This is a genomic window from Chitinivibrio alkaliphilus ACht1 (assembly GCF_000474745.1).
Lineage (GTDB): Bacteria > Fibrobacterota > Chitinivibrionia > Chitinivibrionales > Chitinivibrionaceae > Chitinivibrio > Chitinivibrio alkaliphilus.
On sequence record NZ_ASJR01000021.1, the window covers coordinates 1 to 21,871 of the forward strand.

Sequence of the window (21,871 nt, forward strand, 5' to 3'; positions counted from 1 at the left end):
ACGCACGTCAATCTCAATTTTTTGATTGATCTCAAGGGGTGGATTGCCCACGGGGTCTTGAATACCAGAATCGTGAATGAAGTGGATCCAGTCACCGTAGTCAATGATGTCTCGATCTACCATAGCACCATAGCGGGTGTTTTCCACATGAGAGAATTCTTCCACGGCAAGTGCCTTCTGCGGGCCGTCTTCAGCGCCCTTGTAGATGTAAAAATAGGTTCCTTCCGAAGAAATATCATCGGCAAGAGCCTCGCTGACATCAAAAAACAGCGTATCGCGATCACGATCTTCATCTTCCTGCAGACACATGACGCCTGTAAGGGCCGGGCCAACACGGTCGGCCAAAGCTATGGTCAGTGTATGGGGATCTGTATCATCTCGATCAAAGAGTATTCTCATGGTTCCCTCTTTGGCTCCACCATAATCACGTTCGTCCACGGTAATATGCACGGTGTCGTTATCTTCACTAATACGCTGGACTTCCCACGAAGACTCCTTAAGGATTCTCTCATCACTTCTATCAATAGTATAGGATACTTCTTGGATATGCTCATCCGTGAAAGGATTGTCCCCTGTGGATGAAATAATAAAGGTGGCGGAGAACCGATCTCCCCGTCCGTCGCCTTCTGTATCAATAATTGCACCATGGCCGGGGGTGGGTTCATTATCTCCTTGGCGGCGGAGCGGGACCCAGCGATTATTCTCCGCAGCAGAATTTCCTACAGCATCTTCTACGGCACCTCCGGGGATAATCCGTACAGAGTCGTACGCGGCAAGATCATTGGAGAAACGAAATGTATAGATTTCATTATCCGAAGATATCGCTTTGGTTTCAAGAGGATGGATATTGTCTTCACTGTCCATAAACTCCAAGTGGGAAACTCCTGCATTGAGTTCAGTGAGAGCCTCGGTGAAGGAAAGCACGAAGTCACCATACTCAATAAAATAGGTTGGAAGGGGGATATTCTCTCCCTTGGAAACGGCTGGTCCCACGCGGTCCTCTATGTCCTCTTCAAGAGACGCCCATTCGTCCGTGGCAGGGTTATAAAAAGAGAGGGTTCCCGTTCCCTGTGCATCACCGGGATAGTCAACAGATACTGTAAGGGTAACAATCTCTTCATCTGTATCAATATGGGTATTTTCATCGGGAGACATCGTTACAGAGGTTTCCCCAATGGTGTAGGAGATTTCATTGATATGTTCCTCTGTAAAAGGGTCTTCGCCAAAGGGGGCGATGGAGAAACGCATGATGAGTTCATCTCCTCGACCATCTCCCTCCGTATTTTGCAGGAAAAACTCTGGGTGTTGCGGTTCATTGCCACCTGCATAGGGTACCCATTGAGTGTGCTTGGCCGGTGGATTTCCCACGAGGTCACGTACTGGACCAGCGGGATTCAGTCGTACAAAATTGTACTCTGCCAACAGGCCCGCGGGAAAAGAAAAGGAGAACCGGTTTGCCTCTGCATCATAGGATACATCTTTTGTTTCCACAACTCTTTCCGTGCCCGAAGCGTCTCGAAGAGCAAGATGAGGTGCTGATGAAACAAGCTCCTCCACGGGTTCAGAGAGGGTGATATGCAACATATCATCGGCACCGTTTTCTCCGGGGATGTACTCCGGCATGGGTTCAGTTGATACGGCAGGTCCGACTCGGTCGAGCACGTCGCCATGGAGTGTCTTCAGCATCTCATCAACCCACGTAGGATCCTCTCGTGATGGAAACTCTATTTCAATTTCGCCTGTACCATATCCCTCAGTGAGGTCGGGGTTTGCCACGCTAATCCACGTATCTCCAGCGTGAATATCTGTGTGTTCATCTACTACATAGAGATTGTCACTGGAGGGCCAAGAGTATTCAAAGCGAATAAAGTCCGTAGGGGAAAAGACCGCATCATCTTCGGAGTCTGGCGGAATTAGAGATACATGGAGTGAGTCGGCTATACCGTCACCGGCTGCGTCGTATACCGCTGCGGTATCGATGCGAGGGTAGACAATACCTGGAATGTCAAATCGTTGTACCACGGAGTTTCGGTTACGATCGCTCACGCGAAGCCAACCATGCCCAGGGCCATCTCCGAAAATTTCTTGATACGCTTCCTTCGGTACGGTAATACCGTATCGTCCACTGTTTGAGAGATGGGGTTCTTCTGAATTATCGTCCCAGGTCTCAACCACATAGCCGGTGTTCCAGCTTTCCCAATACTTATCAAGGGTCCATTCAATCACCCGACCGCGCTCACTATTATCAAAAAAACTCATTGTCTTCTGCGGTTACTTCTATGGAGAAATTCCGATCGCTGTCAAAGGTTACGGAGGTCTCGTCGATAATCATGGTAGGGTAGATGGTATCTCGAACATCCACTCCCTCCACTCGGTCATATTCGGAATGCTTTTCAATCCATGACATAAATTCAGAATATACTGGAACGGGGATATCAAGATTGAGGTAGTATTTTGCCACACGCATCAAGGTAATCCAGTCGTAGCGCAGGGAGATATACTCTGTGCCTTCCGTGGAAGGGGCTTGACCTTTCATCTTGTCAAAGGCGGTGTTGAGGCTGTTCCAAATTTGCACCCGCTGGCTCTCTGAGAGGCGAAAATGCCAGAGCAAGCCCTGCTTTCCGAGTTCCCCCGCCTCAGCCAATTCAATGGATGTGCCCAGGGAGTTTCCTTCTTCGTCAACATTCATACCAAAATAAAACTCTGCTACCATCTCTTTTGAAATGTGGTCATCATATACCTCAGCGGTTTGTGGCCCCTCTGGGTTGAGAACGGACTGCTCATTTGCTTCTACTAATTTTGGCAATGCTTGATACACCCGAGCGACGTAGCCGTTGTTAGGTACTCGGTCAAATACGTCAGGATCGTTTATGAGAGCATCGCGATCCCCCTCGTGGAAATCGTAGAAGAGTTGTTCGTGGCCAATGCCCCAGCCACCGTTCCAAGATGCCATAAACAGTTTGGCAGCAAACTCTTGATCAGCCATGAGTGGGGCAATGGTTCTGTAGTCAAAGGAGGTGGAGTTGTAAAATAGGTTGAACCCATACCACATATAAAGGGAGTTTATTAACCCCGTATTTGCCATGGTTGCATTATTTCCCCCGCAGAAGCCGTATTCACGTCCATCTGTATTAGAGCCGGGGGTCATAAAATATTTCGTGAAGCGTTCGCCCTCTTCTGTATATGGGAAAAACTTGGGAAAGGATTGTACGGCATAGGCATCATAACTCGATTCGATATAGTGCATCGTTCCAATTTCTTGGGTTGCATTCCACCCCGTTGGTCCCTCGGGAGTATTGGGGTTTGAATAAAACAGCCCCTGTGAGTTATAGTCACTATCTGGATTGGTATTATCGTAATCGGGCTTCATAATTTCTAGTGCTGCCATTGATTCGTGCGTTCCAATAGCATCCATGAGCTGCATGTCAATATTCATATACTCCTGAACCATTGCAAGTGACATTGCATACATGGGGCCTTTTCCAGCGGGAGTCCATTGTCCCATCATATCGGGGCGGTACTTGGTGTCATACCCATTCATGCGAATGTAGACATCGTCGGGAAGAAAGTTGATTTGCAGCTGCGTTACGGGAACTGGATTCAGTGAGTCTTGCGTCATCCATGTGTCGATAAAACCACCGGAATAGGGGCCGCCACGCTTCCCCATCCAGTTGGGTACATAGTGATCAGGATTATAGTACTCGGGATTTTCCAGATAGCGGTAGAGGGTATCAACGCGAATCCCCGGGTGGTCTATATATCCATAGTCATTCCCAAAGGTCCCCGTTTTTATGAGATATTGAAAGGGCTGCACCGGTTCCCAGTTATTCTCCGGGGTATCCCAAATGTTTAAGGGGAGAGTTACTCCTGCTCCAGGGTCCATCACTTTTAGCATGGATTCATTCCACCCAGAACCACGGTGGTCGGATATTAAAATTGTCCACCGATCTTCGCCATAGCCATCATCAACATTTACAACACTTTGCAGTATTTCGCCACCTTGATATGCACGTTCCATTCGCCCGGTAAAGTTGGGCCAGGTTGCCCGAAACCCATCTACTTGCCAGGAAACGCCGGTTTCGTTGGTAACTCTGAGCTCTCTTACCATGGGATCCCAAGGATTAGGGTTTTGTCCTTCCCATGGTGGGTCAACCGGTTCAATACGTATGCCGCCGTCGAAGTCATCGGCGTAGAGAGATGGTGAAACAAGGTTGAAAGAGATTAGGACGCAGGTGATCATCCTCAATGTGCCGACACACAATTTATGCATGGTAAACTCCTTTGTAAACAGCTGATATACGCTCCCGCGGGCGTATCTACAATATAACCAGAATTAAAGTGTACTGGGTAAGATTCTGTATCCTGTTCATTTTTTTCGTAATAAAGAAGATGGCATTTTCTGCGCATTTTCTTTGTATTATTAATAATAGCTATGCGTGGGAAACAAGTTGTCTTGTGTTACCCTCTTTCGTTCGCATATGTATAGTTGATATTTTATTATTTTATTTACAAAAATTGAAATATGGACAACGAAAAGACAGGTCTTTTTTTCCGCGAATAACCATTTTATTTGCAAAAAAGAGTGGCTCCACGGTGGGGGGAAGGCTTCATATTTCTTCTGATAGCTGAGGTACAAGAGGGTGCTTCTGTGCGAAGAAGGTGGGCAAGAGTGGGGAGATGTATATGAGGAGATATAAGAGTTGAGAAGAGGCCCTTTGCATTAGAGATATTCCTTGGTGGAGAGCTTATTGCGACTAAATCAAAATGGGACATACAGAGAAAATGATGAAGGCCCTCATCCGGGAATTTTTTCAGGTTTATTTTTTCCTTGTTTAAAAAATAGCAGCAATTTGTATTAGCATATGCTTAATTAAAATAGGGTGTATGTGTGGAAAAGGGTGTTGTCAAAGTATGCAGGGCGCTGGGGGACAAAAACAGGTTCGCCATTGTATCCTTTCTTTTGGAGTCTCCCTATTGTATCAGAGCTCTTTCAAAAAAGATTGGCATATCAGAATCAGCAATCTCCCAGCATGTACGGATCCTCAAAGAGCTTGATATTCTTTCGGGGGAAAAGCGGGGATATTATATGCATTATAGTGTAAACCGTCCGCTCCTTCGTCGTACAGGAATGACAATGGTTCATATGTCTGAGCAGGAAAAGTGCACTTGTCCTTCGCAAAAGGGTTGTCGCAGGAATGGCCGAAGGAGTACAGAAGAAACAGGGGAGAGTACTTGAGCATTATAGAAGTGGCCGGATTGACGAAGTGCTTTGATGATATCACTGCTGTAAACAAGGCCTCTTTTTCTGTGAAGAGAGGAGAGGTCTTCGGATTTCTGGGGCCAAATGGTGCAGGAAAAACAACCACAATCTCTATGCTTACGGGGCTTGCCCGGCCGACTGCTGGTTCCATACGGATTGCCGGATATGACGGTATCTCAGATATTAAAAAGGCTCATTCCCATATTGGTGTTGTTCCCGATGAGAGTAATCTCTATCCTGAAATGAGCGGGTATGAGAATCTTGTGTTTTGTGCTTCCCTCTATGGGATGTGTTGTTCAGAGGCCCAGGAGCGGGCCCGTCTGCTCCTTGATGAATTTGGCCTTATATCAGCAAAGGACCGCTCTTTTGGTGTCTATTCAAAGGGTATGAAGCGTCGTTTAACTATTGCAGCGGGAATAATCCACAATCCCCGTATACTTTTTCTTGACGAACCAACCACCGGAATAGATGTTGTGAGCGCACGACACATACGCCGGTTGATAGAGAAACTGCATCATCAGAAAACCACCATATTTCTTACCACGCATTATATTGAGGATGCACAGCGGCTCTGCAATCGTATTGCCTTTATTGCAGAGGGGCGTATACTTGCCTTGGACACGGTGGAAAATCTTCTTGATGCTTTTGAAAAAAACATTGTGTTGCCTGTAGGACCGACGGTATTTCTTTTGCGGATGCGCAGGCCCTTGAAAAGGAGCTCCCCAATATGTCAGTCCGGTTTATTTCAGAAAAAAAGATACAGGTTACTACAGAAAAAGAGACTGATCTTTTCCCCCTTATGTCGTTTTTTAAAAAACGGAATCTCCCCCTCTATGAGGCGGCTGTTATACGTCCGGTTCTGGAAGATGTCTTTCTCCATTTTACCGAAGGGCAAGAAAGGAGCAGTGTGTGAAATCTTTGAGGATATTTGGGAGTATATTACAAAAAGATATGAAGAATTATTATCTTAAACCACCCAATATCAGCTGGGGATTTATTTTTCCCGTCTCATGGGAGGTACTGTTTTTTATACGTTCTCCCCATGATGATATTGCAATTATTGATATCCTTCCTGGGCTTATGGCACTCTCCGTCCTTTTCGGATCTACCTCTATGCTGGCAATCACCATAACCTTTGAGAGGAAATGTCGTTCCTTTGAACGTCTTCTCATTGCACCGATCAGTCTCAATACCCTTATGATGGCAAAGACCTCCGGTGCTATTATATTTGGCGGAATAAATGCCTGCATACCCCTTCTTATGGCGTCATTTATTATTGATATTCCCGCAATACACTGGATATATACCGTGACGGCCATATTCTTTATTGCCTGTACTTCAACATTTCTTGGCCTTTTTATTGCGGTTTCCGTGAGTGAGGTCTTTGAAGCACAGACCTTTTCCAACTTTTTCCGTTTTCCCATGATATTTTTGTGCGGTCTTTTTCTTCCCATTGAAAGTCTACCGGCATTTCTTCGCCCTCTTTCCTATATGCTTCCCCTGACCTACGGAATTGATCTTCTGCGCGGAGGTGTTGTTCAGGAATGGACTATCAATGCCGGGGTAAGTATCATGGTTCTTTTGGTTTTCTCCCTTCTTCTTTTTATGCTAAGCATTCACAATATTAGTAAAAAATGGATACAATGAGTATGCGTACCATGTAAAAGTTGCGGTACTATCCTGCCATAATAATAATAAATCAAAATGGGACATACAGCACGGGGGAGCGGGAAATTATTTTATGCCATACTTTAAATAAAAGGAGCTTTCATGAGTAAGAGCTATGATATTGCCGTTCTCCCCGGTGATGGAACCGGGCCGGAGGTTGTTGCAGAGGGGATTAAGGTTCTTGATGCAGTATCTGCAAAATTTGACATTTCTCTCAACTACCAGGAGTTTGATTTTGGTGGTGAGCGGTATCTCAAAACAGGAGAGACTCTTCCTGACAGCGCTCTTGAAGAGTTTAAAAAGTTTGATTCCATTTATCTTGGCGCCATTGGGCATCCTGATGTAAAGCCGGGTATTCTGGAAGTGGGCATCCTTTTGAAAGCTCGATTTGCCCTTGATCAATACATTAATCTTCGTCCCGTGAAGCTCTACCCGAATGTGGAGACTCCCCTAAAAGATAAAAAGCCTGAAGATATTGATTATGTAATTGTTCGGGAAAATACCGGTGGTATTTATACTGGTATGGGTGGTGTTACCATGAAAGGTACTCCCCACGAGAATGCAACCCAGATAATGTCGTACTCGCGGTATGTGGTTGATCGTTGTCTCAAGTATGCCTATGATCTTACGCGGAAGCGTAATAAGGGCAAACAGCTGACTCTCGTAAATAAAAATAATGTGCTTACCCATGTGGGAGATCTCTGGGTGCGTGCCTTTGAAGAGATGGGAGATGCTGAATACACCGATATTAAGCAGGATTACAACCACGTTGATGCTGCTACCATGTGGATGGTGAAATCTCCTGAGTTTTATGATGTTATGGTTACTACCAATATTTTTGGTGATATTATTACCGATCTTGGTGCCATGACGCAGGGGGGTATGGGGATTGCCGCCGGTGGTAATATTAACCCCGATGGTGTTTCTATGTTTGAGCCCATTGGTGGGTCTGCTCCCAAATATACCGGAAAAAACATTATTAACCCCTTTGCGGCAATCTGTGCTGCGGGAATGATGCTTGACACCCTTGGTGAAGAAGCTGCGGCAAAAGCTGTAGATACCGCTGTATATGATGCTCTTGCATCGGGAAAAATCCAGTCTATGTCTGCAGGACGTATGGGTATGTCAACTTCAGAAGTGGGCGACTTTGTAGCGTCTCTTATTTAAGATGCAGTTTTATTTTGTCTTTGGGCTCCTGTGATAGGAGCCCTTTTTTATATATTGGAGATATGTGAAATATTATCTTGCTCCCATGGTTGGCCTTACACATTCTGCCTTTCGTCGTTTAATAGCGGAGTATAACAGTGGTGAGGTTATTTTATATACGGAGATGCTTTCTCCCCGGGCGTTGCTCCACCATAATGTCGAAAAAAGTCCCTATACAAAACGAGTTGGAAAAGATGTTCCCTGTATCTATCAACTTATGCTTCGTGAAGATGAGTTGGATCTTGTTTTGCCGCTCGTGGAAAAATTGCGTCCCCTTAAGCCCTACGGCATCGATATTAATCTTGGATGTCCAGCTCCCAAGGCTCGACGAAAAAAAACCGGCTCTCGCCTCTTTGAAGATTTAGGAGCCGTTGAACGATGTGTTGCAGCCGTACAACAGGCATGGTCTGGGAGAATTTCCTTGAAATGTCGTTTAGGGGTGAATCGGCCCGGATGGGAGGAGCATTTTACCTCCTTTCTCGATACAGCACAGGGGTGGGGGATAGACAGTATCACCCTACATCCACGGTTTCGAGAAGATAAGCGAACGCGTCCAGTAAAAGAAAAATATTACACCCAATTTTTCGCAGATCGTTCATTCTTTCTCATAGGCAACGGGAATATTACGGATACAACAGATCTTTCCCACGCACAATATGCGCACCTAAATGGTGTCATGATTGGCCGTGCAGCCGTATGTCGTCCCTGGGTTTTTTCTCTTTTAGACAAAGCAGAGGTATCCTCACCCGAGGCAGCTCTTTTTTGCGATGTGTGGGAGCGGTTTTTCCGGTATGTGCGCGAAGATTTTCATGATTCACAGGGATTGGGACGGATGAAGATTTTTACGCGCTATTTTGCACAGAACTTCCGTTTTGGACACACCCTTTATGGAAAGGCCATGGGAAGCACATCCATGGACGAGCTGTACCACGTCTGTATGGCCTTTCTTGAAAAAGAACCACCGCGTGTGCAGAAGCTTCGTATCCTTGAACAGTAGCTCTTATTTGCCCTTGATACGTTCTACAATGGGAGTCGCCTCTTCTGGGTTTTCCCGGTACTTTTTCGGTGAGAGCCCCGTATACTGCTTGAAGGTTCTGTTGAAGTGAGGAATATTGTTGTATCCAACAGAGTGTGCAATACTTACAATCTGGTGTTCTGTTTCAAGAAGTAAGCGTTTTGCCTCAGTGATACGAACCATATTAAGATACTGTTTGAAATTCATGGAGTATTTTTTCTTTAAGAGCGCCGGAATTTTTGATGTGGAAACACCAGCTTCACGGGCTAGTTTTTCAACATTGAAATCAGCATTGGCATAATTTTTTGAGATTTGCTCCGTAATGCGTCGAACATCGTCTTCCTGTTCGTCTTTCATCTCAATTTTATCGTAGGATATAATAATTTTTTCGTCATCTCCAACGCTGCTACTCACCCGTAATATACGGGCAAGAATGCCTTGTTGTATAAGGAAGAACAGGACAAAGTAGATAATATTTGCGATGATAATTATCTGTATCGCCTGAGAAATGTCCTTTGTGAAGCTAATTTGCCGAATAGTAACAGTGACAGGGGCTTCTGTGAGGTTATAGTTTCCGTTGGTAAAATCAAACTGAAAGACCTGACTACGGTTCATGTCAAGGCTGCCATGAATTTGCTGGGCACTTTTCCACCAGTCAGGGACAACAAACCGATCAAGATCTAGGGTAGTGCGTATTTTTCCATCGGTTGTAAATATTTCCTTACGAAAGGGAGCGTAGGTCGCACTGATTCCTTCGCGAGTAAAGTCTTCGATAAATGTTTTGACATAAAAAAAGAGGGTGCGTTCATTCTCAATTTCAGCATCCAAGTGTACGTGGGTGTAGTCTGATATGTCAAAGTGTACCTCGGGCCGTTCCTGCGGTTTTGCGATGTACACCCCTGCATACTTGTCAGGGTGGTCACTTTCTTCAAGGGAGAATTCCCATGTGAGTTGTGTGCTGTCAAAATCAGTGATTATTGCCAAGGAGTTTCCGCCGTCAGCAAGGTCTGAGTATGTGCCCGTAGAAAGAGTTGTGTCAACGGCTCCGGCATAAGATGGGAGGATGTATTTCTGGGGTGTATGAATAATGAAGATACCCAAGAGCGAAAGAAGTATCGGCGCAGTTATAAATCCCCACAGATACGTATTCACGAAAGGCATTTTTTTTCTGACATTTTCCACCTGTTTTGTTAGCTTACGAGTAGAACATACCCCCTTAATATAATTTTGGACTATCTACTTCAACCATACTATTTTAAAAAGTAAGTGTTTTTACAATTTTGACAAAAACTGTTTTTCAAGGGCTTATAGCCTTCGTAGAGATGACGTAACATATTAATTAGTATTGAGTACTTTTTTCAAAAGTTTTTTCTCATGCATGGTGGTATATTACAGTGAGACAGATAGTACATTTTCCAAATGAAGGAGTTATACATGAAGAGAGTTACAGGTGCGGCGTTTTGCCTTGTGTGCATTCTTGTATCGGGCATTACCGCTTCAGACATCTACGTTCGGGCGAATGAGGTAGGGTACCTTCAAGGAGCACGTAAGCGGGCTGTTGTTGCGTCACAGGAAGATCTTACGGGATCGTCGTGGCAGATTGTCTCGGAAGACGGGGCGGTTCTTCTGACGGGAGAACTTGAAAGTCGGGTTCATGGAAAGGGGGCACATTCACCCTTTGCATACAATCATGAAGTGCTGTTTTGTGATGTCACAGAGGCGGGGACTCATACCTTTGTCTTAGAGGATGGTGCTGTAGAAAAGGAGCTTACCGTATCGAGTGACCCTTACAGTAGCGTTGTAAACTCTCTCTTACGCTGGATGAAAGTACAGAGAAGTGGTACTGAGGAAACCCTTGATCGCGAAGTGGGGCATTTGGGCGATTCTGCCGTGTTTGTATTTCGCCAAAAAGATCTGGACAAAACCAGCGAGTGGGAAAATTGGGTTGAAGATGAGGAGAGCAAACAGGTTGATATGAAGGGTGGATGGTATACCACCGGTGGTGATTTTAGAAAGTTTACGAATATCACAGCGTATACAACATACTATCTGTTAAAATCATACGAGAAAAATCCTTCTTTATTTGACAATGCCGACGGGTTTCTCGGGTCTATTCTTGATGAGGCGCGATGGGGGTTGCAATATCTTTTAAAAACCATGCCGGATGATGAGGATTTCATTATTCAGGTTGGTGGGTTTAGTCATCGTGGAACGCGACTGCCTCAGGATGATCGCTACGATGGACGTCGCAACGCCTACTCAGCCTTCTCACCTCCTGATATGGCCTCAACCAGTGCGGCTCTTGCCCTAGGTGCTTCTGTTTTTGCTGAAATCGATCCTGATTTTGCCCAGGAGTGTAAGGAGTCTGCGCAAGCGATATATGCTCGGGCTCTTGAAGATGATGCGCAAAATGCGTGGATGGAGCGTGGCTATGCTCTATATAAAGATGATACAGAGGGTGATAACTTTCTTATTGCTTCCATGGAGCTGTACAATCTCACCGGCGATGCTTCATATCTGGAACGTGCGAAAGCCTATTCAGATGATATTCAAAGTGCGTGGTGGAACTCCTGGACCGCTCAAAACATGATGGGACATTCCCTTATTGTGGATGAACACGAGCCTGCCAAGGAGTATTTCATGGCAGACATCAATCATTTTTATTCCAATGCACAGAATAATGTGTGGGGCTTTCCCATGGATTATGGAAATGGTAACCTCTACTCCTCAAAACAGATTGCCACGGCAGGGCTGCGTTATTATCAGCTTACTGGAGAGAATAAATTTGAAGAGCTTATTACAGATGTTTTAAACTATGTACACGGGCTTAATAATTGGGGACTCTCCTTTATTGCCTTGGAAGAGTTGGGTGACCACTCCGTGCAGAATATGAATGTCTTTGTCTATCGTCTCCAGACACATCTTTTCCCCGAAGGTGTTCCTGTGTTAGGCCCCAGTGGTACTGATGAGCACGCCTCTGGAAGTGTATGGATTCTTGATGACCTAACCACAAATTTCTGTCATCCCTACAATACAGATGGGGTTGTGTTTTACGATCACATGGACGATTACATGTCTACGGGGGCTCGTATAGACGGAGCTGCCGATGCGATCTATTTGCTGACCCTTGTAACCACCCTCATGGCTGAGTAACCAGAAAGGATACCCCTATGAAACAATTTATGACAGCTTTTAGCATACTTTTTCTCTGTGCAGCAACGGTCTTTTCAAAGGCCTATATACGATATAATTACATTGGCTACAATCCCTCGCGGGAAAAACGCATTGTCGTCATGGCCGAAGAAGGTATTGATGGAACTCAATGGACGCTTCGTGACAACGAAACCGGAGAAGAAGTTCTGTCTGGAAACATCGGAGCATCTGTGTATGAACGAGGTGATCATCTTCCCTTCGATTACAATTATGTCTTTGATATTACAGAGCTTCGTGAAGTTGGGGAATATACGCTCTCCCTGGCTGGAGATATTGCAGAGCCGGCAAATATTGTGATACATCAGGATCCGTATGGTGACCTTATTTCAAAGCCCTTGCGATGGCTTCGTGAGGCACGATGTGGCTCTGATGCAGTAGAAGATCGCGAAATCTGTCACTTAGGCGATAAAAAGGCGGAGGTTTTCCGTCGTGCCGATCCACATGATAATGGTAGCTGGGGGCCCTTGGATGAGCCAAAATATTTTGATGGTCATGGTGGGTGGCATGATGCGGGGGATTACTTAAAGTTCAGTCTTACCTGCGCCTACACAACCTACTACATCCTGCGCGCCTATGATATCAATCCCAGCATTTTTGATACGCTCTACAACAATGATGATGGGCAGAATGAGCTGAATGATCTTTTGGATGAGGCTCAGTGGGGGCTTGATTTCCTTATGCGAACCATGCCGGATACTAATGAATTCATGATTATGATTGGGCACAATGAGGATCACCACGTTGGGTATCGTCTCCCTCAAGATGATCATTTAGACGGAGAGCGTCCGTTCCTCTCTGCCCTTTCCATACCCCAAATGGGCTACACCGCTGCTGCTCTTGCCTTGGGTGCAACAATCTTTGAAGAGCTGGGACGGGAGGAACAGGCCCAAGAGTATTTCGAAAAGGCGCAATTAATTTATCGTCGAGCTCTCTCTGATGATGCGGAAGCAACGGCATGGCTAGATGATGATGCGAACCCTTTTTACCGTGATGATACGAATTTTGACAATCTGCAGCTGGCAGCAGGAGAATTGTACCGTTTCTCCGGCGATCCTTCGTATTTAGAGGATGCGCAAGAGTTTGCTGATCTGGCTCGCGGTGCTGGATGGAAAGCGTGGACGGCGGTTAATATGACTGCTCATATGAATATTATGGATGACTATCCTGTCGCACAAAATTATCTCTATCTTGACCTTGATCAGTTTCTTGACAACTCACGGGCTGCAGGAAATATCTGGGGTATCCCCATGCGGTATGTATGGGCGGGACTCTACTCATACATTGGGGTCGGTGCCACTGCCGCTGAGTATGAACTTCTCACGGGAAATACGGGGTATCATTCTTTGGCGCGTAATATGACGGATTACCTCTTAGGCTATAACAATTGGGGTATCTGCTTTATTGCTATTGAAGATATGGAAAATACCATTACCGAGCCAAACTCGCAAATTTACATGCTCCAGGCTGATAAGTTCCCTGAGGGAGCTATTGCAGAGGGGCCCGGTGATCGTGAATCATGGGAGTACTACTCTACGTACTTCGGTTTTGATATGCACGCAGAGTGGACCCATAAGTTTAATACTGAAGCTGGCGTATTTTATGACAATCGTAAAGATTTCATGTGTATGGAAACAACCGTTGTTGGTATGTCCGATGGGATATATCTTCTTGCGGTTGCCTCAAAGCTTTTCAATAATTAAGAGGTTTCGTATTCTCTGAAACAAGAGCTCTCCTTCGGGAGGGCTCTTGTTGTATCCGGGGCGTGATCACTACGAGCTATACGGAGTGATATCCACACCAGTCAAGGGGAGTTCCATAGGTTTTATGTTGTGTGCATCGTCGTATATATTCATGAAGGGCCAGATCATCCGGCGTCTTGGAGAGAAGTTGGGTGAATTTCTCTATGGCTCCATTCCAATCTCGTTGCCGATACCGGCCTACCGCTTCAGTAAAAAGTGGCGTATGGATATAGCGAGGGTCTTTGGTTGTAGAAAAAACTTGATACATATGTATGGGCTCTGCAATATGGGGAAAGACGAGGGTGTCAAGGTGTCTGCAGAGGGGAGGCGTATGCTGGTTTTGAATGGTTTCGGTTATCACTGTTTCTGCGCCATATATACGGGAAAGTTCTTCTATCTTTTGGGCTATTTCTACCGTGGAAGAACAGAGGAGTATATCCATACGTTCCTTATATCCAACGGGGCCAAGGGTGACCGTTCCGCCATGAATACCAATGGAATGTGAAAGGCGGATGTCCTTGAATAAAAATGTGGTAAGTTCCCGGTGTAAAGCATCTGCTGCATCAAGGACGCAGGGATTATAGGCTTCAAAAAAAATAATAATACCATCTCCAAGGTAGGAGGTGATTACACCACCAAAGCGTTCTATAACAGGACCTATTTTGCTATGATAGGCGTTAATCAGACTGAAAATGTCTTCGGGCGAGAGGGATTCAGATATGGCGGTAAAGGAGTGGATGTCAATAGTCATAATGGTAAGTTGCTTTGATATCTGGTCACCAATACGAATAGAGCTAATCTCATGTTTGTTCATGAGCGAAATAACATCCTGAGGAATAAAGCGGTGAAGTGACTGGTTGATCTCTTTCATTTCTATCGCCAAGGATTGTTGGTGGTTTCTGGCATAGGAAAAGTCTCGTGAGAGAATAATTGCTTGAATAAAGACCATTCCCGCCATACCATAGGGAAACATATGGCGTGCATGAATAAGGTCGTAAGCGAAGATGTCGTGGGTGATGGAAAGCACAATTAGACTGTTTGAGAGAAAAAGCAGTAGTGCCCCTCCTTGCCGTTTTATCAAAATATGAACAGTGAAAAAAAGAATATAGAGAAATACAAATATCAGGACGGTGTTATAGAGAGGCATGAGTTCACTGTAAATACGTGGTGAAACAAAAAGGGTCGCTATGAGAAATAGCAGAGAGATTGCCAAACAGATATGACTGACTGCTTTGGAAAAGAACCCTGGATAGAGGCTGCGGAGATACACACACCAGAGGGCAATTGAAAAGTAGACTGATCCATACTCGAGGCGAAGCAGTATTTCCCGTGAAAAGAATGGTATATCTGCTAAGAGCCTGTTTCCCGTAAGGCCTACCCTGAACGCTGCTCCAATACAGAGAAGCGAGAAGTAGATGCGGTATTTGACATTATCTCTATTTGGATCAAGGTAATGGAGCATCAAGAAAATTAAGGCAAGGGTGAGTATCGCAGAAAAGAAGGCGACTTCTCGTCCGCGGGACCACGTTTCAAGGTCGCTTAAAACATTCAAGGAGCCAATAAAAAAACTTCTCCACGGGCCGCCACGGCGGTTGTGGAAATTAGAAAAATGTACAAGAATGCGCAAGGTGTCGCCCGTTGTTTGTATGGGAACTATGATGGATGTTTCTTTGGTTGCCTCTGTTTCCAAAGGAGTGTTGCCCAAGATGCCATTTTTGTAGATCTTTTCGCCATTTACAAAGATGGTAAATGCTTGATGCATGGGAAGCACTTCAAGCCCAAGCATACATTCATGCTTAGGACAGATATATACCGTTTTAAAAAAGGTTCCAAAGCCATATCTTTCGGGCAGAACTTCACTTCGATAAAATGGCGCGGGGACTCTGTAGGGGACCCCTTCGTTCTTTGGCACTTCTTCCTCTGTGAGAAAGGTGTTTGGGAAGAATTGCCATGTGCCTGAAAGCTCGTAGGGGGTAGCCATGTCGTGCTGGCGTAAATCCACAGAATAGTTCTCATAGGGAGATGCCTGCACAAGTATTGTGCATAGAAAAAGGAGAAGAATGGGTGATAAAAGAGGCATATTCAGTCCAAGGCCGCACATGTTTTTCTGTGTAAAATTGTATAATTTTGCGCATGAAGCGCAAGGGAAATGTCTGTTTAGATGTTTTTTGTGGTCGCCTGTCTTGAGGGACCTTTCAGGGCGGAGTTGCATCGCTCAATATACATGTTGATCACGGGATCTTCCGGTGTTTGCTCACGTATATGCAGAAATTTTGTAAGAGCATGGGTGTATTTTTCCTGCAGAAACGATTCTAAGGCGGTATAGAAGAGATCAATGGTTGCACATTTCATGGTGAATTCACGTTCTCTGAGGCCATCGAGCACTTCGTACACGGTAATGGGAAAGTTTTTTCCCTTTACTCGCACGCTATCAAGAATACGGTAGGTAAAGGCGTCTTTTACCTGCGGGGTATCGATGATTTCCTGTGTTACGGTAATTTTGGAGCCGTAAATTTTGGACAGAGCCTGTATTCGAGAAGAGATGTTTACCGTATCTGAAATCACCGTGGTATCTATGCGCCTCTGAGAGCCAACGGTTCCCAGAATTACTGTTCCACGATGAAGCCCTAAGGAAATATCGAGGGGGGAATTATTTTGTTCAGTAGCAGAAACAATCTCTGTGGCTGCTGTGATACCATCCTGGCATGAGCTGGGAAATATGCACATTAAGCCATTGTGCAGATATTTATCGATGAAACCATTATTGTAAGAAATCACGGGGCTAATATAGCTGAGATGATCATTGAGCTCCTCCATTGTTATGTGGCGTTTTACCCCGTCTCGCTGTTGAAATTCTGCAAAAAGAATCGTCATATCACCGCTTACTTGGTCTCCGAGATTTACTGTAGTAAGATCTTGCTTGTTTAGTAAGGCTAAAAACTCCCGTGGGAGAAAAGCCGTAAGGGCTTCGTTTGTTCTGCGGAGTTTCTTGATAAGGTGTATGGTGTGATGTTTTGTCCGAGCAAAGCTATATGCAATAATACCGGCTTGCGTTAGAAGTAGTATGAACACCCCTGCCGGAAGGAGAGGAGGACGTATAAAAATGAGGGTGTTTGCTAAAATGTCATGGATGGCAGAGATAAATACGATGATATTGCCTGCAAGCAATGCCTGTGCTGTGTGTATTTTTTGACATGCACCCCGAAGGTTTACCAGTAACAGATAGCCAAGCATCAAGGCGATAAAAATCAAGTAGGGGGTAATTGTTCTGGTAAATATTTGAGGGGGGGTGACGCAAAAAAAGAGAATGTATCCCACGGAGGTATAGGTGATAAGTTTGAGGATACGTGGTGAGTAGATCTTCCTGAAAAAAAAGAAAATACAGTACGAGTAGAAGAGTATGAGAAGGGAAAGGGTGGCATATTCAAGACGAAGAAAGAATTCCCAAGGAATATCTAGAAATATGCGTATGAGAAATCGTTCTCCCGTGAGAGAAATACGCAGGGCTGCCGTATAACAGGAGAGGCTAAAAAAGAGTTCATATTTTTCGTGTTTTAGAGTACCAAAAAGATACATGAAAAGGAATATGGTACCCATAATCAACGTAGATCCGAAGTAAAACAGCTCTCTTTGCATATTTCCCAGACGGATCCCTCTGAGCGCGTCTGCTCCACCGAAAACCAGAGGAAACCATGGTCCGCCCTTTGCATCTTCAAAATTTGAGATATGGAGTGTCACGTGCAGCGTGTCGTGGTCTGCACGAAAAAAGCTATAGCGGGGAAGGTATTTTGGGGTTGATTCATGTCTGCTCTCTCCGGGGATTCCGCTTGCATGAATTTCTGTTCCATTTATCTCCAGTCGCAGGGCAGTATTGGCGGCATTGCTGTTAATTCCTAAAATAGGGGGGCGATCTTCCGGGAGAAGGATGGTAAGGTAGTAGGTGGCAAATCCGTATGGGCCCAGTTGTACCTCCTCATGGGTATGGGAGTTCCAGAAACCGGGAATGGTAAAGGTGTGTTCGCGGGGAAGTTCTTGTATGGTGGGGTAAGAGCTAAAGGTATTCCAGAAAAAACTCCAGTCACCGTCAAGACGGATTATACTCTTTGGGGTAAGGCGGTAGTTGCGCAGGTCGAGTGTGCCCTCTGAGATAGAGGGTGCTGCTAATAGAGGAAGGGATAGAAAAAGAAGTACTACAAGGTGCTTCACCGGAGGCTCCCGAGGTAAATCATTCTATCATTGTACCGTTTCAAAGTAAGATGTCAACTGTTTTTAAAGAAATTCTGCGGGTTGACGGGAGATACACGCTTTGTTTTGCACCGTTGGGCCGTCACAAGACCGGGGGGAGATTTCCGGGGTTTTCGTACAAACCGAGCCTCCGTGATATGTACTTCTGCATAGGAAGTATGCTTTGCCTTTGAATAGAACACGGCAATACCTCCTGCAAGATCGAGTATTTCTGCTGGGGGCCAAGGCGAATTTTTGTTTCGGCGAATAATCACATGGGAGCCCGTATATCCCACGGCATGAAGCCATATGTCAGAGGGGTTTGCAAAGCGTGTGGAGAGTTCATCATTCATGGTTGCGGTTTTCCCGGCATAGATATTCCACCCCTTATGGGTGAATTTCCTGTATGGGAGGGACGGAGGCTCTTTTTTTGTAGATGGGTTTGGTTTGTGTTCTGTGCGTGCAGAGCTCTCAAGGTATGTACGGATTGCCTCTGTTTCATCAGGATTCTCTATGAGTTCCTGCAATCGTGAGAGTTCCTCCGTAAGAAGCTCTATCTCCTCACGCGTTTTTGCTTCTTTTTCACAGCAGATCTCATAGCCTCGTTCACCTTTTCGCGCTTTCTTATAGAGCAATTCGGAATTACGCATGGCGGAACACTTGGGGTTGAGAGGGATATCCGCCGGTTCTCCCGTGTGTATGTTGGTTGTTTTGTAGGAACGTATCCCCTTGGGTACCTGTTCTTTTTGAGCCAGAAGCGTATCGCCCCATTGACGGAGCTCTTCCCATTTGCTGGCTACATGGCGTTCATGTTCCTGTTTCTTCTGGGTGCGTTGCTTTTGCTTTATGGAGCCCCGCAGTTCTTTGCGGCGTTTTCGAAGCTCTTCGTGGAGCTCATCCATGATTTCCCTCCCCGCTTTTTTCCCTAAAAATATATTCTGTGGTGTGAACGGTGCCGCTTTTATGGTATGGTGTATGTTTCCCGATGTGGTGAAAAGGAGTGCTATGGACTATATTCTAATTGTAGAAAGAGATGAGCAGACTGCCACGGAAATTGCCCAGCTCATAGGTACTCGTTTTGCGTGCCCGGTTGCGTGGTTTTCCTCTTTGGAAGAGGCAGGAGAGTTTGCCTGTGCGCACCCCATTGAGGTGCTGCTTCTTGATATTTCTTTTTCCCTCGATAATTACGGTCCTTTTGGGGATATACCGGTGATTCCCGTTACGCATGGAATACCTCTCACCACCCGTGCCATGTTGCGTGCCTCCTGTTTGCTTGATTCACTCCGCGATTACTCACCGCATAATCGCGCGTATCTTCTTACCCTAATTGAACAGCTTCCCTACCGTCGATCCCTCTCTGTTGCAGTGATCCATACGTCGTCAGCCTTGGAGCAGTTGATTTATGGCCGGCTGGAGAGCCTTGGGGTAAGCCCCTTTTTCCTTAAAAAGCTTCCAAAAAAGATGACGGTTTTTCGTACGCATCCTGTGCATATGGTGTTCCTTGACGGTGCGTATCGAGATGCGGGCGTCCAATTTCTGCAAGGCCTGCGCCATGAATTCCATAAGCTTGAACTCCATGTGATTGTTTTGCTTGAAGAGGGGTATAGCCATGGAGATGCCTTGATATGGCTCCATGCCGGTGCAAACCGCTGTGTGGAAAAAAGCATCTCCGGTTCACAGGCCTTGGAATTGTTTACCTTGCAGGTAAATAATGCAATTCAGCAGCAAATCTCATACCTTGAAATGCAGTATATGGCAAAACGCGATGCCTTGACCGGCGCGTACAATCGACGATACTTTATGGAAGTGGGAGAATCTCTCTACGCCAACTATACACGGGGCAATTTAAAAATAGCCGTGGCCATGCTCGATATTGATGATTTTAAACAGATTAATGACACCTACGGGCATCCCGTGGGAGATAAGGTGATTTGTGCGTTGTACGAAACCTGTGTTTCCCTGTTGCGGCGAAATGATCTGGTGGCACGTTTTGGGGGAGAGGAGTTTTGCCTGCTTCTTACGGGTGATTCCATGGCCCATGCGTCAGAGGTGCTTGAACGTCTTCGCATGGCTGTGGAAAGGACAATCATACCCCTGTCGGGGGGAGATTCCGTGACCTATACCATTTCCCTGGGGCTGTGTTGTGAAGACTGTGGGAGCTTGGGGGAAATGATCCAAAGTGCTGATCGGCTATTGTACCAAGCAAAAAAATCAGGAAAAAATTGTCTTATCTCTTCGGGATGAGCCCCGCGTGGTCAAGGCAGATATATTTTTATCCGTACCTTGCCTGGAGGAGCTCATGGAGAAAACACCAAAGTCGCTGCGATTACAAATCGGCCTGTTTGGACGAACAAATACGGGAAAGTCAAGCGTTTTAAATATGCTTTCTGGACAGGATGTGTCCATCACATCGCCCCGTGAAGGAACAACCACCGACGTGGTTGAGAAGGCCATGGAACTGCTTCCTGTGGGACCGGTGTTGTTCCTTGACACAGCGGGTGTTGCCGATGAAACCCAGCTGCATGCTGAGCGGGAGAAGAAACGTGTTGCCGTATTTTCCCGTGCTGATGTGGCGGTGTTTATCTGTGATGGGGTTCTTACAGAGAGTGATGAAACCTTGCTGAATGAGTTGAAAGAACGTAAGCTCCCCCTTCTCTGTATCATAAATAAGTGCGATCTACATACTCCTTCTTCGGAGGTGCGTGAGGCCCTTTCTTTCTATGGAGACGTTTTGGAAATATCCTGTCGCGATACGCGTGCTGAGCAGTATCGTCGCCGTTTTGTAGAGGCCCTTGGTCGGGTTGTTCCGGAGGACTTTCTTGCCTCTGCAGCGTTGGTGGGAGACCTCCTCCCACGAGCGGGACATGCCGTATTCATTGTCCCCATAGATCTACAAGCCCCACGGGGACGCCTCATTCTGCCGCAGGTACAGGCCATACGAGATATTCTTGATAGTGACTGTATGGTAAGTGTGGTGAAGGAACGGGAGTATCCGCTGTTGCTGGCGCAGCTAAACAAGCTTCCCGATTTGGTGGTCTGTGACTCTCAGGTGCTGCATAAAATGATTGCCGATACTCCAGCGAGTGTTCCCGTGACAACCTTTTCAATCCTCTTTGCACGGTTTAAGGGAGAGCTTCTACCTTTTATTGAAGGTATCGCCGCCTTCAGTGATCTACGTGAAGATGATGCTGTTTTGGTGGCGGAGGCATGTAGTCATCACGCTGGTCCTGATGATATCGGGCGTGTGAAAATACCGCGATGGATTCGACAATTTCATGGCTTTGAGTGTCGCTTTGATGTGTTGTCCGGTCGGGACTATCCAGATACGCTGCACGAGTATCGTTTGGTCATACATTGTGGCGGTTGTATGCTTACGTCACGGGAAATGAAAAACCGCATGGCCCGTGCCCGGGAGGCAGGGGTATCTCTCACCAACTATGGAGTCTTGATCTCATTTATTCAAGGCGGATTGAAACGGGTACTGTCTCCCTTTCCCCTTGCCCAAATGGTATATGAAGAAAAGATTGAGCCCTTGATTTAAAAAAG

At 45.8% G+C, this 21,871-nt stretch carries 15 protein-coding genes; 9 read left to right on the forward strand and 6 right to left on the reverse strand.

Annotated features, from left to right (window positions below; all coding sequences use genetic code 11):
- Together CALK_RS09485 and CALK_RS09490 are read right to left on the reverse strand one after the other, a co-directional pair.
- Positions 1-2,259, reverse strand: a 2,259-nt coding sequence (locus tag CALK_RS09485; protein WP_034637728.1) for a hypothetical protein, incomplete at its 3' end; no start/stop codon positions are given.
- A complete protein-coding gene (locus tag CALK_RS09490; RefSeq protein WP_022637476.1) occupies positions 2,246-4,270 on the reverse strand; it encodes a hypothetical protein in 2,025 nt (674 codons plus the stop codon). The genes CALK_RS09490 and CALK_RS09485, both read right to left, overlap by 14 nt.
- A gap of 618 nt (positions 4,271-4,888) precedes the next feature.
- Here CALK_RS09490 and CALK_RS13445 point away from each other — a divergent pair.
- The 5 genes from CALK_RS13445 to CALK_RS09520 all read left to right on the forward strand — a co-directional run bounded on the left by CALK_RS13445 (position 4,889) and on the right by CALK_RS09520 (position 9,131).
- The gene (locus CALK_RS13445) at positions 4,889-5,236 is read left to right on the forward strand and encodes an ArsR/SmtB family transcription factor (protein WP_022637478.1); all 348 of its coding nucleotides are present in this window, start codon (positions 4,889-4,891) and stop codon (positions 5,234-5,236) included.
- Positions 5,233-6,231, forward strand: coding sequence for an ABC transporter ATP-binding protein (locus tag CALK_RS09505; RefSeq protein ID WP_022637479.1), 999 nt, complete (start codon positions 5,233-5,235; stop codon positions 6,229-6,231). The genes CALK_RS13445 and CALK_RS09505 overlap by 4 nt, the downstream gene beginning before the upstream one ends.
- Complete coding sequence (locus CALK_RS09510) at positions 6,212-6,907, forward strand: ABC transporter permease (RefSeq protein WP_022637480.1); 696 nt, start codon at positions 6,212-6,214, stop codon at positions 6,905-6,907. Before CALK_RS09505 ends, CALK_RS09510 begins: the two co-directional genes overlap by 20 nt.
- Positions 6,908-7,030: 123 nt before the next feature.
- Positions 7,031-8,095, forward strand: a complete 1,065-nt coding sequence (locus CALK_RS09515; protein ID WP_022637481.1) for a 3-isopropylmalate dehydrogenase — start codon at positions 7,031-7,033, stop codon at positions 8,093-8,095.
- 64 nt (positions 8,096-8,159) lie between these two features.
- Positions 8,160-9,131 (forward strand): tRNA-dihydrouridine synthase family protein, encoded by a 972-nt coding sequence (locus tag CALK_RS09520; RefSeq protein WP_022637482.1) that lies wholly within the window; start codon positions 8,160-8,162, stop codon positions 9,129-9,131.
- 3 nt (positions 9,132-9,134) lie between these two features.
- On the opposite strand, the gene CALK_RS09525 is transcribed toward CALK_RS09520, so the two are convergent.
- Positions 9,135-10,301 (reverse strand): helix-turn-helix transcriptional regulator, encoded by a 1,167-nt coding sequence (locus CALK_RS09525; protein WP_162146731.1) that lies wholly within the window; start codon positions 10,299-10,301, stop codon positions 9,135-9,137.
- Between the two features lie 282 nt (positions 10,302-10,583).
- On the opposite strand from CALK_RS09525, the gene CALK_RS09530 reads away from it, so the two are divergent.
- Both CALK_RS09530 and CALK_RS09535 read left to right on the forward strand, forming a co-directional pair.
- Positions 10,584-12,302 carry a glycoside hydrolase family 9 protein gene (locus CALK_RS09530; protein WP_022637484.1) on the forward strand — a complete coding sequence of 573 codons (1,719 nt, stop codon included), beginning with the start codon at positions 10,584-10,586 and terminating at the stop codon, positions 12,300-12,302.
- A gap of 17 nt (positions 12,303-12,319) precedes the next feature.
- The gene (locus CALK_RS09535; RefSeq protein ID WP_022637485.1) at positions 12,320-14,062 is read left to right on the forward strand and encodes a glycoside hydrolase family 9 protein; all 1,743 of its coding nucleotides are present in this window, start codon (positions 12,320-12,322) and stop codon (positions 14,060-14,062) included.
- 76 nt (positions 14,063-14,138) lie between these two features.
- On the opposite strand, the gene CALK_RS09540 is transcribed toward CALK_RS09535, so the two are convergent.
- The 3 genes from CALK_RS09540 to CALK_RS12925 all read right to left on the reverse strand — a co-directional run bounded on the left by CALK_RS09540 (position 14,139) and on the right by CALK_RS12925 (position 19,332).
- Entirely contained in the window at positions 14,139-16,181 is a 2,043-nt protein-coding gene (locus CALK_RS09540; RefSeq protein WP_034637736.1) for an adenylate/guanylate cyclase domain-containing protein, read from the reverse strand.
- Positions 16,182-16,258: 77 nt separating this feature from the next.
- Complete coding sequence (locus tag CALK_RS09545) at positions 16,259-18,307, reverse strand: adenylate/guanylate cyclase domain-containing protein (protein WP_022637487.1); 2,049 nt, start codon at positions 18,305-18,307, stop codon at positions 16,259-16,261.
- A 53-nt stretch (positions 18,308-18,360) separates the two neighbouring features.
- A complete protein-coding gene (locus CALK_RS12925) occupies positions 18,361-19,332 on the reverse strand; it encodes an NFACT RNA binding domain-containing protein (RefSeq protein WP_338031030.1) in 972 nt (323 codons plus the stop codon).
- Between CALK_RS12925 and CALK_RS12360 the strand changes: the two genes are divergently transcribed.
- Positions 19,331-20,569, forward strand: coding sequence for a diguanylate cyclase (locus CALK_RS12360; RefSeq protein WP_162146732.1), 1,239 nt, complete (start codon positions 19,331-19,333; stop codon positions 20,567-20,569). The two genes, CALK_RS12925 and CALK_RS12360, sit on opposite strands and share 2 nt — an antisense overlap.
- 55 nt (positions 20,570-20,624) lie before the next feature.
- Positions 20,625-21,866: a [FeFe] hydrogenase H-cluster maturation GTPase HydF gene (gene hydF / locus CALK_RS09560; RefSeq protein ID WP_022637490.1), complete on the forward strand. Its 1,242-nt coding sequence runs from the start codon at positions 20,625-20,627 to the stop codon at positions 21,864-21,866.
- Positions 21,867-21,871: the final 5 nt, after the last annotated feature.

What these genes read in the sequence shown, in the direction of transcription:
- CALK_RS12360 (WP_162146732.1), top strand. Translation starts at nt 19,331, where the DNA reads ATGGACTATATTCTAATTGTAGAAAGAGATGAGCAGACTGCCACGGAA.
- CALK_RS09490 (WP_022637476.1), bottom strand. Translation starts at nt 4,270, where the DNA reads ATGCATAAATTGTGTGTCGGCACATTGAGGATGATCACCTGCGTCCTA.
- CALK_RS09515 (WP_022637481.1), top strand. Translation starts at nt 7,031, where the DNA reads ATGAGTAAGAGCTATGATATTGCCGTTCTCCCCGGTGATGGAACCGGG.
- CALK_RS09510 (WP_022637480.1), top strand. Translation starts at nt 6,212, where the DNA reads ATGAAGAATTATTATCTTAAACCACCCAATATCAGCTGGGGATTTATT.
- CALK_RS09540 (WP_034637736.1), bottom strand. Translation starts at nt 16,181, where the DNA reads ATGCCTCTTTTATCACCCATTCTTCTCCTTTTTCTATGCACAATACTT.
- hydF (WP_022637490.1), top strand. Translation starts at nt 20,625, where the DNA reads ATGGAGAAAACACCAAAGTCGCTGCGATTACAAATCGGCCTGTTTGGA.
- CALK_RS09530 (WP_022637484.1), top strand. Translation starts at nt 10,584, where the DNA reads ATGAAGAGAGTTACAGGTGCGGCGTTTTGCCTTGTGTGCATTCTTGTA.
- CALK_RS09535 (WP_022637485.1), top strand. Translation starts at nt 12,320, where the DNA reads ATGAAACAATTTATGACAGCTTTTAGCATACTTTTTCTCTGTGCAGCA.